This window comes from Streptomyces sp. RB17 (assembly GCF_009604455.1).
Taxonomy (GTDB): Bacteria; Actinomycetota; Actinomycetes; order Streptomycetales; family Streptomycetaceae; genus Streptomyces.
This window is the reverse complement of sequence record NZ_WEGL01000001.1, coordinates 547,569-564,312: the sequence shown is the minus strand read 5'-3', so window position 1 is coordinate 564,312 and position 16,744 is coordinate 547,569. Positions and strand designations below refer to the sequence as shown.

General features: G+C 73.2%; 9 protein-coding genes. All 9 read right to left on the bottom strand.

Going from position 1 to position 16,744, the window contains the following annotated elements:
- Nucleotides 1-55 precede the first annotated feature (55 nt).
- The 9 genes from SRB17_RS02545 to SRB17_RS47465 all read right to left on the bottom strand — a co-directional run bounded on the left by SRB17_RS02545 (nt 56) and on the right by SRB17_RS47465 (nt 16,385).
- Entirely contained in the window at nt 56-1,477 is a 1,422-nt protein-coding gene (locus SRB17_RS02545; RefSeq protein ID WP_153534201.1) for an FG-GAP-like repeat-containing protein, read from the bottom strand.
- A gap of 199 nt (nt 1,478-1,676) precedes the next feature.
- Nucleotides 1,677-3,125, bottom strand: coding sequence for a GTPase ObgE (gene obgE, locus SRB17_RS02540; RefSeq protein WP_153534199.1), 1,449 nt, complete (start codon nt 3,123-3,125; stop codon nt 1,677-1,679).
- Nucleotides 3,126-3,253: 128 nt separating this feature from the next.
- Nucleotides 3,254-3,508 carry a 50S ribosomal protein L27 gene (rpmA, locus tag SRB17_RS02535; protein WP_055703572.1) on the bottom strand — a complete coding sequence of 85 codons (255 nt, stop codon included), beginning with the start codon at nt 3,506-3,508 and terminating at the stop codon, nt 3,254-3,256.
- Between the two features lie 14 nt (nt 3,509-3,522).
- Complete coding sequence (gene rplU / locus SRB17_RS02530; protein WP_009188585.1) at nt 3,523-3,843, bottom strand: 50S ribosomal protein L21; 321 nt, start codon at nt 3,841-3,843, stop codon at nt 3,523-3,525.
- 231 nt (nt 3,844-4,074) lie between these two features.
- Nucleotides 4,075-8,745, bottom strand: a complete 4,671-nt coding sequence (locus SRB17_RS02525; protein ID WP_153534196.1) for an Rne/Rng family ribonuclease — start codon at nt 8,743-8,745, stop codon at nt 4,075-4,077.
- A gap of 260 nt (nt 8,746-9,005) precedes the next feature.
- Nucleotides 9,006-9,776: a TIGR03936 family radical SAM-associated protein gene (locus SRB17_RS02520; protein ID WP_323374865.1), complete on the bottom strand. Its 771-nt coding sequence runs from the start codon at nt 9,774-9,776 to the stop codon at nt 9,006-9,008.
- 46 nt (nt 9,777-9,822) lie between these two features.
- The gene (locus SRB17_RS02515; RefSeq protein ID WP_153534194.1) at nt 9,823-10,935 is read right to left on the bottom strand and encodes a hypothetical protein; all 1,113 of its coding nucleotides are present in this window, start codon (nt 10,933-10,935) and stop codon (nt 9,823-9,825) included.
- A 203-nt stretch (nt 10,936-11,138) separates the two neighbouring features.
- Nucleotides 11,139-13,757, bottom strand: coding sequence for an amino acid permease (locus tag SRB17_RS45925; RefSeq protein WP_323374864.1), 2,619 nt, complete (start codon nt 13,755-13,757; stop codon nt 11,139-11,141).
- 180 nt (nt 13,758-13,937) lie between these two features.
- Nucleotides 13,938-16,385 carry a SpoIIE family protein phosphatase gene (locus tag SRB17_RS47465; RefSeq protein ID WP_153534191.1) on the bottom strand — a complete coding sequence of 816 codons (2,448 nt, stop codon included), beginning with the start codon at nt 16,383-16,385 and terminating at the stop codon, nt 13,938-13,940.
- Nucleotides 16,386-16,744: the final 359 nt, after the last annotated feature.

Here is a 16,744-nt window from a genome sequence, read left to right as displayed (position 1 = left end):
ACGGGCCGCACGGACCCACGGGCCGCACGCCGGATGTGACGACATGCCAGAAGCGTCAGTTCGGGAACGCGGTACCGAGGCCCGCGCCGGAGGCGGTCGTGCCGAGGGTGCGGGCGGTGACCGCGTAGGAGCCCCGGGCGGTCGTACGGCCCGGGAACACCCAGAACGCGCCGGCGCCCGAGTCCTCCCGCGGCGCGCCGACCACCGGCTCGGCCCTGCCGTCGCCGTTGCCGTCCACCAGGTATGCGGTGGCCCCGAACATGTCCCCCGACTCGGCGGTCCCCGGTACACCCGCGCTGTCCTGGCTGAACACCTTGGCCCCGGCACCGGTCGCCCCCGAGCGGCCCCCCGGTACGAGGGCGAAGGTGCCGGCGTTCTTCACCCGGCCGAAGTCCTCGTACGGGACGCCCGCGAGGATGTCCGCACAGCCGTCGCCGTCGACGTCCCGGACCGACACGGACCGGCCGAACTCGTCCCCGGCCTCCTGGACGCCGGGCACCCCGGGCGTGTCCTGGGTGATCACCTGCGGGGCACCGGCGCCGAGGCCCTGCTTGCCGGCGTACACGATGCGCAGGGAGTCCTCGCCGACGACGAGGTCAGCGCGGCCGTCGCCGTTGAGATCGCCGAGCGCCACGGCGTCGGCCTTCGGCCCGTACAGGCTCTTCAGCTCGACGGGGGCCCGCAGCCCGGCGTGGCTGCCGCGCGTGGTGTACACGAAGTTGCCGTAGTTGCCCTCGTCGTCCCAGTCGTACGTCCGGGCGATCGTCACGATGTCGTCGATGCCGTCGCCGTCGGTGTCGCCGGCCGCCGCCGCGACCGTGTTCAGGTCGCCGTCGGTGAAGTCCGCGCCCTCCTGGGTCCCCGCGGGGCGACCGTCCCGGCCGAAGGGGCCGAGCAGGACACGGCCGTTGCGGGCGAGGTCCTGGTGCCCGTCGCCGTCGAAGTCACCGGCGACGGTCATATAGGCCTGGCCGATACCGGTGCCCTCCGCGGGCAGCACCCGGCCCGAGACGAACCCCTTGGGGCCGCCCCACAGCACGGTCCGGCTGCCGGCCCGGTCGATGCCGTCCTGCCGCCACCGTTCGTTCCCGGCCTCCACCAGCAGGTCGGTGTACCCGTCCCCGTCGAGGTCCGCCGTGACCAGCCGGGAGCCGAAGAAGCCGTCCTTCTCGGCGGTGCCGGGTATGCCGGGGGACGCCTGTGTGTACACCTTCTTCGCCGAGAGCCCCTTGGCGGACCCGTACAGCACCGCCACGTATCCGGCGCGGGTCCTGCCGCCCACGGTGGCGTACGGCGCGCCGACCGCGAGGTCCTCATAGCCGTCACCGTTGAAGTCCGCGCGCAGGTGCTGGGCGGGCCGCTGCGGGGCGGCGCTCGCGGCGGAGGCCGGCAGCGCACCGGCGGCGGCCAGGGCGATACCCGTGGCGATCGCGAGCGTGCGCGGGTGGAAGGGACGGGGCTGGGACGACTGGGACACGTCGGCTCCGGGAGTCGTGGAGACAGAGAAGTGCGGCGTGGCGAGGCTGAAGTACCTCTCCACGCCGCACAGTTCGACTCACCGGGGCGGGATGCGGTTGCCCTGGAGTGTGCCGGGTGTTCGGCCGACGTTCATCTCGGTGGCCCGTCCCGCCGCCCGGGGGCGGCAGATCCAGGCGGCAACGGCAGCCGACCGAGTCTTACTCGAACGGGTCGAAGTCGTCGTACTCGCGGTGCGCCTCGTCCCGCTCCGCCTGCTTGTCCCGGCGGCGCTGCGCCGCGGGCCTCGGCGCGTCGAAACGGTGGTCCTCGCCGCGGCGGCCCAGCATCTCCGCGCCGGCCATCACCGTCGGCTCCCAGTCGAAGACGACCGCGTTGTCCTCGGGACCGATGGCGACACCGTCGCCGGCCCGGGCGCCCGCCTTCATCAGCTGCTCCTCGACACCGAGGCGGCCCAGCCGGTCGGCGAGGTAGCCGACGGCCTCGTCGTTGTTGAAGTCGGTCTGGCGGACCCAGCGCTCGGGCTTCTCGCCGCGCACCCGGAACAGCGGCTCGCCGCCGATCTCCTCGCGGGTGACGGTGAATCCGGCGTCGTCCACGGCCTTGGGCCGGATGACGATCCGGGTCGCCTCCTCCTTCGGCTTCGCGGCGCGCGCCGTGGCGACCAGCTCACCGAGCGCGAACGACAGCTCGCGCAGCCCGATGTGGGCGACCGCCGAAACCTCGAACACGCGGTAGCCGCGGGCCTCCAGATCGGGTCGGACCATCTCGGCGAGGTCCTTGCCGTCCGGCACGTCGACCTTGTTCAGGACGACGATCCGGGGCCGGTTGTCCAGGCCGCCGTACTCCCGCAGCTCTGCCTCGATGATGTCGAGGTCGGAGAGCGGGTCGCGGTCGGACTCCAGGGTCGCGGTGTCCAGCACGTGCACCAGCACGCTGCAGCGCTCCACGTGCCGCAGGAACTCCAGGCCCAGGCCCTTGCCCTGGCTGGCGCCCGGGATCAGACCCGGCACGTCGGCGATGGTGTAGACGGTCGAACCGGCGGTGACGACACCGAGGTTCGGCACGAGCGTCGTGAACGGATAGTCGGCGATCTTCGGCTTGGCCGCGCTGAGCACGGAGATCAGCGAGGACTTGCCGGCGCTCGGGTAGCCGACGAGGGCCACGTCGGCGACGGTCTTCAGCTCCAGGACGATGTCATGGAGGTCACCGGGCTCGCCGAGCAGCGCGAAGCCGGGCGCCTTGCGGCGGGCGGAGGCCAGCGCCGCGTTGCCGAGGCCGCCCCGGCCGCCCTGCGCCGCGATGTACGAGGTGCCGTGGCCGACCAGGTCGGCGAGCACGTTGCCCGCCTTGTCCAGCACGACCGTGCCGTCCGGCACCGGCAGGACCAGGTCCTGGCCGTCCTTGCCGGAACGGTTGCCGCCCTCGCCGGGCTTGCCGTTGGTGGCCTTGCGGTGCGGGGAGTGGTGGTAGTCGAGAAGTGTCGTCACCGACTGGTCGACGGTGAGGATGACGTCACCGCCACGGCCGCCGTTGCCGCCGTCCGGGCCGCCGAGCGGCTTGAACTTCTCGCGGTGTACGGAGGCACAGCCGTGACCTCCGTTACCCGCGGCGACATGCAGTTCGACGCGGTCCACGAAGGTGGTCATGGTTGGGTGCCTCCAGAAAACGATCGGTATGTCTAGCTCTTAACACGCGAAAGGCGGACCCGCCTTCCCGTCCGGGAAGTGAGGTCCGCCTCGCGAAACGTTCGGTCTGAGCCGTGAAGTCCGAGGACTCAGGCGACCGGAACGACGTTCACGACCTTGCGGCCGCGGTGGGTACCGAACTCCACCGCACCGGCCTGCAGGGCGAACAGCGTGTCGTCGCCGCCACGGCCGACACCGGCGCCGGGGTGGAAGTGGGTGCCGCGCTGGCGGACCAGGATCTCACCCGCGTTGACGACCTGACCGCCGAAGCGCTTCACGCCGAGCCGCTGGGCATTGGAGTCGCGACCGTTCCGGGTGGACGATGCGCCCTTCTTGTGTGCCATCTCTTCTCAGTCCCTTACTTCGCAGCCGTGGGGATCGACGTGACCTTGATCGCCGTGTACTGCTGGCGGTGGCCCTGCCGACGGCGGTAGCCGGTCTTGTTCTTGTAGCGCAGAATGTCGATCTTCTGGCCCTTGTGGTGGTCCACGACCTCGGCCTGGACCTTGATGCCGGCCAGCACCCACGGGTCGCTGGTCACAGCGTCGCCGTCGACAACGAGCAGGGTCGAGAGCTCGACCGTGTCGCCAACCTTGGCAGTGGAAATCTTGTCAACCTCAACGATGTCGCCGACAGCAACCTTGTGCTGGCGACCACCGCTGCGCACGATGGCGTACACGCGGATCTCTCTTTCGCTCGAAGAAACGGCACCCCCGCAGGCCAGCCGCCCAAAACACCACGGACGACCTCTCCCGGCCCGCCTTGCGTCCAGGAGGAAGAGGTTTACGGGGATGTGGCGTGCTCAGTGGACACGCCGACGGTCAAGGTTACGGGGCCATGACCTGGAGGGTCAAACCGGGCCCCGCCGGGTGTGGGGCCGGTCACGCGGACCAGCCCCACAGCGCGGGCGTCAGCCCTCGTCGGTGGCCTCCGAAGCGGCGGCGACCGTGGTGGTCTTCTTCGCCGTCGACTTCGCAGCGGCCGTCTTGGCCGCCTTCTTGGCCGTGGTCTTCTTGGCCGCCGTCTTCTTCGCCGCGGTCTTCTTCGCCGCGGTCTTCTTGGCGGCGGCCTTCTTCGCCGTGGCCTTCTTGGCGGTCTTGCGGACCGCCTTCTTGGCCGGAGCCGTCACCTCGGCCACCTCCTCGGCCGTGACGTCGCCGGCCGGGGCCTCCTCCGCCGCGGCCGACGGGACGACCACGACGGCCGTCTCCTCGGACGCGGTCGGCGCGGCGACCTCACGGACAGCGCGACGGCGCGGACGGGCCGGGGCAGCGGGCTCGGCGGGCGCCTCCTCGGCGGCGACCGGGGCCGGGGCCTTCTCGGCAGGTGCCTCGGCGGCGGGCTCGGCCACCGGCTCGGTGACGGTCACCACGGCCGCCTCGACGGCCGCCGGGGAACCGGCCGGCGCCGACACCTTCCGGGTCGCACGACGGCGCGTACGGCCCTTGGGCGCGGCCTCCTCGACGGCCGCGGGCTGCGGCGCCGGGACCATCTGGTCCTCGACGGCCGTGGGCTCGGCCAGGGCCTCGGCGGCCGGCTCCGGACGCACCGGGCGCGCCGCCGCCTGCTCGGCGGTGACGTCCTGCGCGGTCGGCGCCTCGGCGGCCACAGCGGCCTCGGTCTTCGGGGCCGCCTGGCGACGGGCCTCGCCCTTGGGCGCGCCCGCCGGAGCAGAGGCCCGGCGGCTCGCCCGGCGCCGCGTACGGCCACGGGTGGCCGCCGCCTCCGCTTCGGCGACGCTGCTGTACAGCTCCTCGTCCGGCGCGAAGTCCGGGGCCGGCAGGGCGACCGGCACGGCGGCCGCGGCGGCCACCTCGGCGGCGGTCTCCGCCTCGGGCTCGACGGCCTCGCCGGTCTCCACGGCCACCGCGGCGGTCTCGTGCACGTGCTCCTGGGCGTCGGCGCCCCGGCCGCGCTTCTTGCGCTTGCCGCCACCGCCGCCGGCGGACACCGGCTGCTCCATGTGCACGATGACACCGCGGCCGTTGCAGTGGACGCAGGTCTCGGAGAAGGACTCCAGCAGGCCCTGGCCGACCCGCTTGCGGGTCATCTGCACCAGGCCCAGCGAGGTCACCTCGGCCACCTGGTGCTTCGTACGGTCGCGGCCCAGGCACTCCAGCAGACGGCGCAGCACCAGGTCGCGGTTGGACTCCAGGACCATGTCGATGAAGTCGATGACGACGATGCCGCCGAGGTCGCGCAGCCGCAGCTGGCGCACGATCTCCTCGGCCGCCTCCAGGTTGTTCCTGGTGACCGTCTCCTCCAGGTTGCCGCCCTGGCCGGTGAACTTGCCGGTGTTGACATCGATGACGACCATCGCCTCGGTCTTGTCGATCACCAGCGAACCGCCGCTGGGCAGCCAGACCTTGCGGTCCAGGGCCTTGGCGAGCTGCTCGTCGATCCGGTAGGTGGCGAAGACGTCGACCTCGGAGGTCCACTTCGACAGCCGGCCGGCGAGGTCCGGGGCGACGTGCGAGACGTACCCGTGGACGGTCTCCCAGGCGTCGTCACCGCTGACGATGACCTTGGAGAAGTCCTCGTTGAAGATGTCGCGGACGACCCGGACGGTCATGTCCGGCTCGCCGTACAGCAGCGTCGGGGCGTTGCCGTTCTTCGACTTCTTCTGGATCTCCTCCCACTGCGCCTGCAGCCGCTCGACGTCCCGGCGCAGCTCGTCCTCGCTCGCGCCCTCGGCCGCGGTGCGCACGATCACGCCCGCGTCCTCGGGGACGATCTTCTTGAGGATGGTCTTCAGCCGGGCCCGCTCGGTGTCGGGCAGCTTGCGGCTGATGCCGGTCATCGAGCCCTCGGGGACGTACACGAGGTAGCGGCCCGGGAGGGAGACCTGGCTGGTCAATCGGGCGCCCTTGTGACCGATCGGGTCCTTGGTGACCTGCACGAGGACCGACTGGCCGGACTTCAGGGCGGACTCGATACGGCGCGGGCCGTTGGCCATGCCCAGCGCCTCGAAGTTGACCTCACCGGCGTACAGGACGGCGTTGCGGCCCTTGCCGATGTCGATGAAGGCGGCCTCCATCGACGGCAGGACGTTCTGCACCTTGCCCAGGTAGACATTGCCGACGTACGAGGTCGACTGCTCCTTGTTGACGTAGTGCTCGACGAGCACGCCGTCCTCCAGGACGCCGATCTGCGTGCGCTCGCCGTGCTGACGCACGACCATCACGCGCTCGACGGCCTCGCGGCGGGCCAGGAACTCGGCCTCGGTGATGATCGGGACGCGGCGGCGCCCCTGCTCACGGCCCTCGCGACGGCGCTGCTTCTTGGCCTCCAGACGGGTCGAGCCCTTGATGGACTGCACCTCGTCGGACGGCTCGGCCGGCTTGCGGGGCTCGCGGACCTTGACGACCGTGCGCTCCGGGTCGCCATCGCCGGGCTCGGTGTCGACGCCGGTGTCGCCGGCGCGGCGCCGGCGACGGCGACGACGGCGGCTGCCGGCGGTGGAGGCGCCGGCCTCGTCGTGGGCCTCCTCGGCGTCCTCCTCCTCCTGCTCGGCGGTGTCCTCGGCGTCCTGCGCGGCCTGCTCCGCGGCCAGTTCCTCGGCCTCCGCGTCGGCGCCCTCGCCCTCGACGGCCTCGCCGCGACGACGACGCCGCCCGCCACGCCGGCGGCGACGGCGCGAACCGGCCTCCTCGAAGCCCTCGGCGCCCTCCGTGTCCTCCGTCTCCTCGGCGTCCTCGGCCTCCTCGGCCTCCTCGCCCTCGGCGGACTCCTCCGGCTCCTCCTCGGCGGCGGCCTCGACGGCCCCGGTCTCCTCGGCGGCGGCGCCCCGGCGGCGACGGCGACGGCGCGTGCCGGTCTCGGCGCGCTCCTCCGCCTCCTCCTCGGGTTCCTCCACCTCGGCGGCCACGGCGGCGGCCTCGGCGGCGGCGCGCTCCGGGGTCTGGAAGGTCGGTTCGGTGAACACCGGCGCCTGGAAGACGGCGACGGCCGGGCGGGCGGGCCGGCGCGGGGCCTCGGCCTCGGGGGTCTCCGCCTCGGCCTCCGGCGCGGGCTGCGTGGGCTGCCCGGGCTCGGAGAACCCGAACACGGGGCGCACGACCCGACGCCGGGTACGACGCGGGCCGGCCTCCTCGGTGGGGGCCTGCGGCTCGGGAGCCTGCGGCGCCTGGGCGGCGGGGGCGGGCTCGGTGGTGTGCGTGGTGACGGGGGCCTCCGGGGTCTGGGCGCCGGCCTCGGCCTCGGCGGACTCGGCGATGTCGGTGGCGGGCGCGGACACCCGGCGGGTGGACCGGCGACGGGTACGGCGCGGGGCCGCCTCCTCCGCGACCGGCGCCTGGACGGCTTCCGCGGTCTCCTCCGCTTCCTGGACGGCCGGGGCGGGGGCGGCTTCGGCGGCCGGAGCCTCCTCGACGGCCTTCGGCGCACCGGCGGGCGCGGACGCACGGCGGGCGACCCGACGACGCGGACGACCGGCAGCGGCCTCCTCACCGGCACCGCTCACCTCGGCGGCAGCGACAGCCTCGGCCACGGGGGCTTCGGCAGCGGCGGCCGTGGCCTCGGCGGCAACGGGCTCGGCGGCGGGCTCGGCCGCCTTCGGCGCACCGGCGGGCGCGGACGCACGGCGGGTCGCGCGGCGGCGCGGACGCGCGGCGGAAGCGGCCTCCTCCGCGGCTGCGGGCGCCTCGACGGCGGGCTGCTCCTCGGCCTCGGCGGCAGCGGCCGGAACGACGGTCTCGGCGGCGACCGGCGCACCGGCGGGCGCGGACGCACGACGGGCGACCCGGCGACGCGAACGAGCGGCCGGAGCGGTCTCCTCGGCAGCGGGCGCCTCGACGACCGCCGCTTCCTCCTGAGCCTTCTCGGCCTCGCCGGCGGCGGACGCGACACCGGCCGGGACGACGGTCTCGGCGGCCTCGGCGGCGACCGGCGCCCCGGCGGGCGCGGACGCACGACGGGCGACCCGGCGACGCGGACGGCCGGCGGGCGCGGCCTCTTCCGCGGCGGCGGAGGCAGGGGCGGTGGCCTCAGCAGCCTCCTCGGTCACGGCAGTCTCATCGGCACCGGAAGCGACGGCGGTCGGCGCAGTGACGCTGCGCGTGGCGCGGCGGCGGGCGCGGCGGGGCGCGGCCTCCTCGCCGGAGACGACTTCGCCGCCCTCGGCGACGGTGGCGGGCTTCTCGGTCTCGGCGGCGGACGCGGCCGGAACGACGGTCTCGGCGGCCTCGGCGGCGACCGGCGCCCCGGCGGGCGCGGACGCACGACGGGCGACCCGGCGACGCGAACGGGCGGCGGGCGCTGCCTCGTCGGCAGCAGGCGCCGCAGCGGCCTCGACCGTTTCGGCCTGGGCCTCGGCGGCCGGCGCACCGGCCTCTTCCGCCTCGATCGCCGCCACGGCCTCTTCAGTGGCTTCGGCCGCAGCGGCCTCAGCGGTGTCGAGGACCTCGGCGACCTCGTCGGATTCGGCGGCCGGTATGGCCGGCACGGTCACCTCGGCGGAAGCCTCGGCCGCGCCCGGCGGGCCCGCCGGGCGGGAGGCGGCACGGCGACGCCTGCGCGGCGGCAGGGTGTCGCTGGGAGTGTTCAGTTCGGAACCCTCGCGGGGTTCGATCGGCTCGAGCATGCGGGCGTTTCTCCCGTCAGGCCCCCGGGCGCCGCGCCTGGTCCGGCGTCGGTCACCAGGGACCGTCCGCCGTTGACGTCCACGGCCCGCATTCCGCGATGGCCGCCGTCCGGGGCGCGGGCGCCGCACGGGAGCACTCTGTGTCCTGTCTCGCCGGTTCCGTACGCCTTGTCGGTACGGCCTGGCGAAAGTCTTCTGGTCGGTGCGCTGCCCGACCCAGGTGGCTCCCGAGTACGAGGGCTGCGCTACGACGTCCGTCCCTACGCGGCACCTTCCGGCGCCGTCGCGGCGGCGGCCGGTGTGGCCGTCAGGGCCTCGGCTGCCTCGCGGTCGGGCGCGAGCGGATCGGTCACCGTGCCGGTCTCTTCATCGAGCAGCCCCTGCGCCAGCCTGGTCACCGCTGCGGGGACCGGCGGCGCCAGGTCGGCCACGGCGCGGAGACCGGACAGGACGTCGTCGGGTCGTACGGCAGGCGTCACGTGCCGAACAACCAGCCGCAGTATCGCACAGGGCTGGTCGGTAGGCCTATCAGCCGGTGAACCGTGCGTTTCCAGGCTCACCACGGCCGGGCGGGCGTCGAAGGTGCGGACGCCGTTCTTGGTCATCCGCTGGACCTCGACGGTCTCCGCCCGGTTGAACACGTCGACCGCGCGCTCGGCGTCGGACATGTCGACGCCGTCCAGCCGCAGCTCCCAGACGGAAGCCGTCAGCCGGTCGGCGAGGCCCGAGGTCCGCGCCTCGACCGCCTCGACGATGTCGAGCCCGGTGGGCATCGAGTCGTCGAGGAGGACACGCAGGGTCTCCGGGTCGCGCGATGCGGTGAGCGCGATCTCCAGGTACTCCGCCTCACTGCCCGTGCCGGTGGGTGCGGCATTGGCGTACGACACCTTCGGGTGCGGCGTGAACCCGGCCGAGTACGCCATGGGCACCTCGGCGCGGCGCAGCGCACGCTCGAAGGCGCGCTGGAAGTCTCGGTGGCTGGTGAACCTCAGGCGGCCGCGCTTGGTGTAGCGCAGTCGGATGCGCTGCACCGCGGGTGCGGGCGGCGGGCCTTCGGGCTGTCGCTTGCCCAGTGTCCTAGTCCTTCGTGAGTGCGGTCGTACTGCTACCAAGAGTACGTGCCGCGGGCCCCTGAGGTTCCCGCCGGTCCACGACGGCCGGCTGCCGGGGCTCGCCGAACAGCATCCGCCGGACGTCGGCGCGGGCCTGCCGTACCGTCTCGCGGGCGCTGGTCAGCGCCTCCCGGACGGCCCGGCCCACCACCCGCGCCCCCTCGGCGGCGGGCCGCAGGACGGTGTCCCGGACGAGGTGGCCGACCGGGGTGAGCACGGTCCGGTACACCCGGCGCAGGGGCTCCACGAAGATCCACCGGAAGAGGGTGCCGAGCGCGCGCCCGACGGCCCGCGAGATCCGTCCGGCGATCCGCCAGGCGTGCCCGAGGGCGTCGCCGATCTCGCGCGCCACCACGGCGAGGAACCGGCCGACCGGCGCGAGGACCCAGCGCCACAGCGCGAGGGCGGGCAGCACGAAGAGGACGCGGAGGGTCCAGTACAGGGCGACCTCGATGCCGGTGCCGAGCGCACCGAGCAGCCGTCCCAGGCCTCGTACGCACCAGGCGACGGCACGTCCGACGGGCGTGAGGACCCGGTCGTACAGCCAACGGGCCGGGACGACGAACAGATACCGGGCCAGCCGGGCGAGGACCGTGTACACGCCGGTACCCACGACGGCGAGGACCGCTCCGATGCCCGTCAGCAGCCAGGTGACCGCATGCCCGACGGGCGTGAGCACGCGCGCGTACCCCCGGGCGAGCCCGGCACCCACCCCGCGCGCCAGCCGGGCGACGGCGTGCCCCACGGGCGTGAGCATGTACCGGTACGACCACACGGCCGGTACGACGACGAGGACGGTGCCGAGCCGGGCGAGCACCCTGCCGACGGGGACCAGGGCATGTCGCCACAGACCCGCGAACGGCCAGACGAACAAGGCCTTTCCGACCCACTGCAGTGCCCGGCCGAAGGGTCTGAGCACGGTGTCCCGCAGGAACCTTCCGGTGACGACGAGGGCGTCCCAGGCCATTCGTACCGGCACCACCAGCACCAGGACGACGATCCGCAAGGGCACGCGGATCGCGACGGTGAGGCAACCTTCCGGCTGCCGGGGCTGGGGAGGCGGCTGCTGCGGTTCCATACCGGGGTAGACGCCGGCGCCACGCGTTCGGATCCGGCGATCCAGTGCATCCGGCGATCCGGCGATCCGGCTGGAGCATCCGTGCCTTGTACGACTCCGGATAGCGCTGGGTGAACTTCACCGCGCCCTGGGGCTGCCCATGCCGGCGGGGTGCCCAGCAGGACCCGGCTGAAAAAGGAATTCCCGGCTCTCCTGGCTGTGGATCACGCGCGGGTCCCGCTCTGCTGCAGGTCCTGCTCGGTCCAGATCGTCTTGCCGGAGCGCGTGTAGCGCGTGCCCCAGTGGTGGGTCATCTGGGCGATGATGAACAGGCCCCGGCCTCCCTCGTCGTCGCTCGCGGCGTGCCGCAGATTGGGCGAGGTGTGGCCGGTGTCGGAGACCTCGCAGATCAGGGTCCGGTCGCGGATCAGGCGCACCTGGATCGGACCGCCGACGTAGCGGATGGCGTTGGTGACCAGTTCGCTGATGATCAGCTCGGTGGTGAACGCCAGGTCGCCCAGCCCCCACTCGCCGAGCTGCTTGCTGGCGGCGGTGCGGATGGTGGCCACCGCCGCCGGGTCCGGGGCCACTGCCCACTCGGCGTGCTGGTTCCGGTCGAGCAGGCGCGTGCGGACCATGAGCAGCGTCGCGTCCACGTCCACCGCCCCGGGCAGCAGGGTGGCCATCGCTGTGTCGCACAGCGCGTCCAAGGACGCCCGGTCGCCTGCCAGGACGCGGGACAGCTGCACGAGCCCGGCGTCACGGTCGACGGCCGTCTGGAGGAGGCCGTCCGTGAAGAGGGCGACGAGGCTGCCCTGCGCGAGATCCAGTTCCGTGCTCTGGTACGGCAGTCCGCCGGTCCCCAGCGGCGGCCCGACCGGCAGCTCCGGATACTCGACGACACCCGTGTGCGCCTGGACGACGGCCAGCACCAGGTCTCCGGCCCGCGCGGCGCTGCACTTTCCCGAGACCGGGTCGTACACCGCGTACAGGCAGCTCACGCCCGTGGCCGCGTCGGCGTGCGGCCTCGCGTGGTCCGGGCCCGGGCCGACCCCGCCCTCGTGCGTGGTCTGCTCGAACAGGTCGGCCAGGCGGGACAACACCTCGTCCGGGCTCAGGTCCAGCCGGGCCAGCACGCGCACCCCCGCGCGCAGGCGTCCCATGGTGGCCGCGGCACGCAGGCCATGACCGAGCACGTCCCCGACGACCAGGCCGACCCGGGTTCCCGACAGGGGAATGACGTCGTACCAGTCGCCGCCCACCCCGGAACCGCTGTCGGCGGGCAGATAGCAGCTCGCCGAGTCGACGGCGGCGTGCGGTGGCAGGCGGCTCGGCAGCAGGCTCCGCTGGAGTTTGAGGGTCACGCCGTGTCCACGGGTGACCAACGGCATCAGCAGGAGACCGATCAGCAGGGCGCCCAGGCCGAGCACGGTCACCCCGCCCGTCCTGCCGATGAGCGGCAGGTCGACGGCGGTCGTGCCGTACCCGGGGTCGGCGTAGACCACGAAGGCCGCGTAGAGGAACAGCGAGATCATCAACAGCCCGCCCAGCCCCGGCAGTACGCCCTTGAAGAGCAGGTCTCTGGTACTGCGGGTCAGGACCTTGCGGTAGTGCCAGAGGCAGGCGAAACCGGTCACACCGTACTGGAACGCGATCGCGAGACCGACCGAGTCGATCGAGTCGGCCAGGATGTTCCGGCTGACCGACGCCAGCAGGACGAACAGGGCGATCGAGGCCGCTCCCATGCCGAGGGTCCCCCAGGTCGGAGTGAGGAACCTGCGGTGGACCCGGGCGAACCGGGAGGGAACCGCCTTGTGGACCGCCATGGAGAAGACGGTCCTGGCCAGGGGCAGGATGGTGGTCTCGGCGGAGGCCAGCGCGGAGGTCAGCACCATGAGGATCAGCAGTCTCGACAGGAGCAGCCCCGTGCCCTGGCTCCCGAACACGGCCCTGCCCAGCCCGGACAGCACGTCGTCGGAGTTGTGCGTGTTGCGGAGCCCGACGCCCGAGGTGCCGACTCCCGCGAAGGCCTGTGCCGAGGTGGACACGAGCCCGTACATGACCAGGAGCAGCACGGTGGTCATGACCGCGGAGCGCCCGGGGATACGCGTGCTGTCGATGGTCTCCTCGTTGACCGCGAAGGCGGTGTCCCAGCCCCAGTAGATGAAGACCCCCGCGAGGATGCCCGCGGTCAGGGCCCTTGCCGAGGGCACCTCGAAGGGGTTGAACCACGAGGCCGACACGTGGATCGCCGTCGCGGGAGGGTCGGTGTAGACCCTGACCAGCGCGGCGACGGCGAAAAGGATCAGCATCGCCACTTCCAGGCACAGCAGCCAGCGCTGGACGGCCGCCGAGACCTCGATGCCGACGTAGCAGATCCCGGTCAGCACGGCGATCCAGATGATGCCCGCGGCGGTCGTCCAGAGCCGGTCGCCCGCGAGTTCGTCCAGCCCCACCAGGCGGAAGCCGTAGGCAGCGGCGATCTGGGCGAGGTTCGCCATGACGATGATGTTGGCGACGATGAGGCCCCAGCCGCCCATCCATCCGATGCGCGGTCCGAAAGCGCGGGTGGCCCAGGTGAACGTGGTCCCGCAGTCGGCGTTGGTCGCGTTGAGCTCCCGGTAGGCGTACGCCACCAGCAGCATCGGTATGAACGCCAGCATCGTGACGATCGGGGCCTGCAGTCCGACGCCGGCCACGATGACGCCCAGCGTGGCGGCCAGGCTGTACGCCGGCCCGGTGGAGGCAAGGCCCATGGCCACCGAGGAGAACGTGCCCAGCGCGTCGTTCTTGAGCCCTTTCCGGCCGACCCCCGTCCCGGGAGCGGGGCGGCCGGCGGACACGGCGCCGCCAAAGTGCCTCACACTTGATTGCAACGCGGGGCCACTTCCCTCCGCAACAGCGCGGGACGGCAGGGACGCCGCCCGCCACCCCGCCGGTCGGCGCGCATGACGCCCGCTGTCCCCGTTCCCCCTCTGGGCCGACGGCGAGCATCGACCGTGGACCGGTGCGGGCGAGAGCGGTCAGCGATCCCGCGGAAGTCCTTCGACGGCGGAGAACGAGGGGATGGCGCACTCCGCCCAGATCGTCTTGCCGGTGAGCGAGTAGCGAGTTCCCCAGCGGTCGGCCATCTGCGCGATCATGAAGAGACCGCGCCCGGTCTCGTCGGTGTCGGCCGCCTGGCGCATGTGCGGCGAGGTGCTGCTGGCGTCGGACACCTCGCAGATGAGCGACGCCGCCCGGATGAGGCGCAGTTGGATGGGGGCGCGGGCGTAGCGGACGGCGTTGGTGACCAGTTCGCTGACGACGAGTTCAGTGGTGAAGGCGAGCTCGTCCAGTTGCCAGGCGGCGAGCTGCCTGCCGGCCAGCGAGCGGGCCTGGCCGACGATGGCCGGGTCGCGGGGAAGATCCCACGTGGCGACGCGGTCCGGGCCGAGGGCGTGGGTGCGGGCGAGGAGCAGGATGGCGTCGTCGTCCGGTGTGCGGGAGGGCAACAGGGTGTCGAGAGCGGCGTCGCAGGCGTGTTCCAGGCTGCTGTCCGGGTGGGTGAGGGTCCGGCGCAGGGTGTGCAGGACCGTACCGATGTCGCGGTGGCCGCGCTCGCCCTGCAGCAGGCCGTTGGTGTACAGGGCGAGGGTGCTGCCCTCGGGGAGGTCGAGGTCGGTGGTCTCGAAGGGCATGCCGCCGAGGCCGAGGGGCGGTCCTGGGCGCAACTCGGGAAAGAGCGGGACGCCGGACGGCTGGACGGCGACCGGGGGCAGGTGTGCCGCGCTGGCCAGGGAACAGCGGCGGGCCACGGGGTCGTAGACGGCGTACAGGCAGGTGGTGCCGATGCCCGCCGTGGGCGCCTCGGGGTGGTATTCGGCCGCTTCGGCGGCCTGGGCGACGATGTCGTCGAGCTGGGCGAGCATTTCGTCGGGGGGCGGGTCCTGCTGGGCCAGGGCGCGGACCGCCGTACGCAGGCGGGCCGCGTCGGCGACGGCGTGGATGCCGCGGCCGGGGACATCGCCGACGATGAGGCCGAGGCGGGCCCCCGAGAGCGGGATGACGTCGAACCAGTCGCCGCCCACCCCGGTGGGGCAGGCGGCGGGCAGGTGGCGGCAGGCGGTGGTCGCCGCGCTGTGCTCGGGCGTGGTGACCCGCAGCAGGCTGTGCTGGAGGGTGAGGGCCGCGTGGCGTTCGCGGGTGAAGCGGCGGGCGTTGTCCACGCACACGGCGGCGCGGGCCACGACCTCCTCGGCGACGGTGAGGTCGTCGGCCTCGAAGGGCTCAGGGCGCCGCCACCGGTAGAAGTGGGCGACGCCGAGCGTGACGTCCCGGGCGCGCAGCGGGATGACGATCACCGAATGGATTCCCGCCTCGATCATCTTCGCGGCCCGGTGCCGGTCGTGGGCCAGCCACTCCTCGGAGTCCTCCAGCGTGGTCAGCAGCACGGGCTTCCCGGTGGCCATCGCCCGCGCCTGGGGCGTCGCCTGGTGGAAGGTGATCAGTTCGCCCACCGGGTAGCTGGCCTCCGGAGCCCCCGCCTGCACCGAGCGGACGGCGGCGCGGCGCAGCACGGCGCCACCGCCGACGGGCCCCGGTCCGGACTCCTCGCCCAGGGCGATGCCCCGCAGCAGGTCGACGGCGATGTAGTCGGCGAGGCGGGGGACGGCCACCTCGGCGAGCTCGGCGGCGGTGCGGGTGACGTCGAGGGTGGTGCCGATGCGCTCACCGGCCTCGTTGAGCAGCGTCAGCCGGTCCCGGGCCCGGTTGCGCTCGGTGACGTCGAGGATGGCCGAGGCCACCCCGAGGACCGTGCCGCACGGGTCGACGAGCCGGAACGAGGTGATGCTCCACCCCCGATGCCCTTGACCGGGCGCGGCCGTCCAGTCCCGGTGCTCCGTGGTCACCGGTTCCCCGGTCTCCAGCACCTTGCGCAGTCTGTCCTCCATCCGGTCGGCCTCGGGACCGGGGAACAGGGCGCTGACACGCTGTCCCAGCGACCTCTCCCGGGGCAGGCCGTGGATGCGTTCGAGCGCGTCGTTGACGCGGACGAACCGCAACCGGGTGTCCAGCACCGCGAGCCCGATCGGGGCCTGGGCGAAGAGCCCCTCGACCACCGCCCGGTCGGTGTCCCAGCCGCGCACCCTCTCGACCTCGACGAAGAACGTGTACCAGTGCACCTCCCCCGCGCCGGCCACCACCGGCCACGCCCGCACCACGAGTTCCACCCCGTGACCGTCACGGCGCCGTACGGCCAGCGTTTCCCGCACGCTCGCGCCCATCCGGCACCGCCGCGCCGTGGCGAGCAGCGTCGCGCGGTTCGCGTCGCTCGTCAGCAACTCGGCCGCGTTCCGGCCGACCACCGCCTCCGCGTCGTATCCGAGGATCGCGGTCGCGGCACCGCCCCACGCCGTGATCCGCCCGCCGCCGTCCAGCGCGGCCATACCGAGCGTCGGATCGGGGAAGAACGCCGACCGATGATCCACAGAGCCAGCCTCGCACGCGCCACCGCGTCCCGCATCCTGCCCGGCTCATCTGCTCAGAGACGTGGGTGACCGCCTGATACTCAAGGTGCTGGGTTGAACTGTCCGAGAACATACTGCGGCACGGCACCGAAGGAGGCGGCCGCTGCGCCGCCCCGCTCGCCCCCGCCGGCGCCTCCCTCACCCGATCGAGTGCCTCACCCCACCTCAGTGCGCGGCGCCACTCGAAGCCGGCGTCGGGCCGGCGTTCTTGACCGTCGGAGGCAGCAACTTCTGGCCGGTCGGGCCGATTTGGATGGCCGTGTCCGTCTGCGGACTGAATAAGACGGAAACAGAGGCGGTCCACGGCACGCCTCATTCAA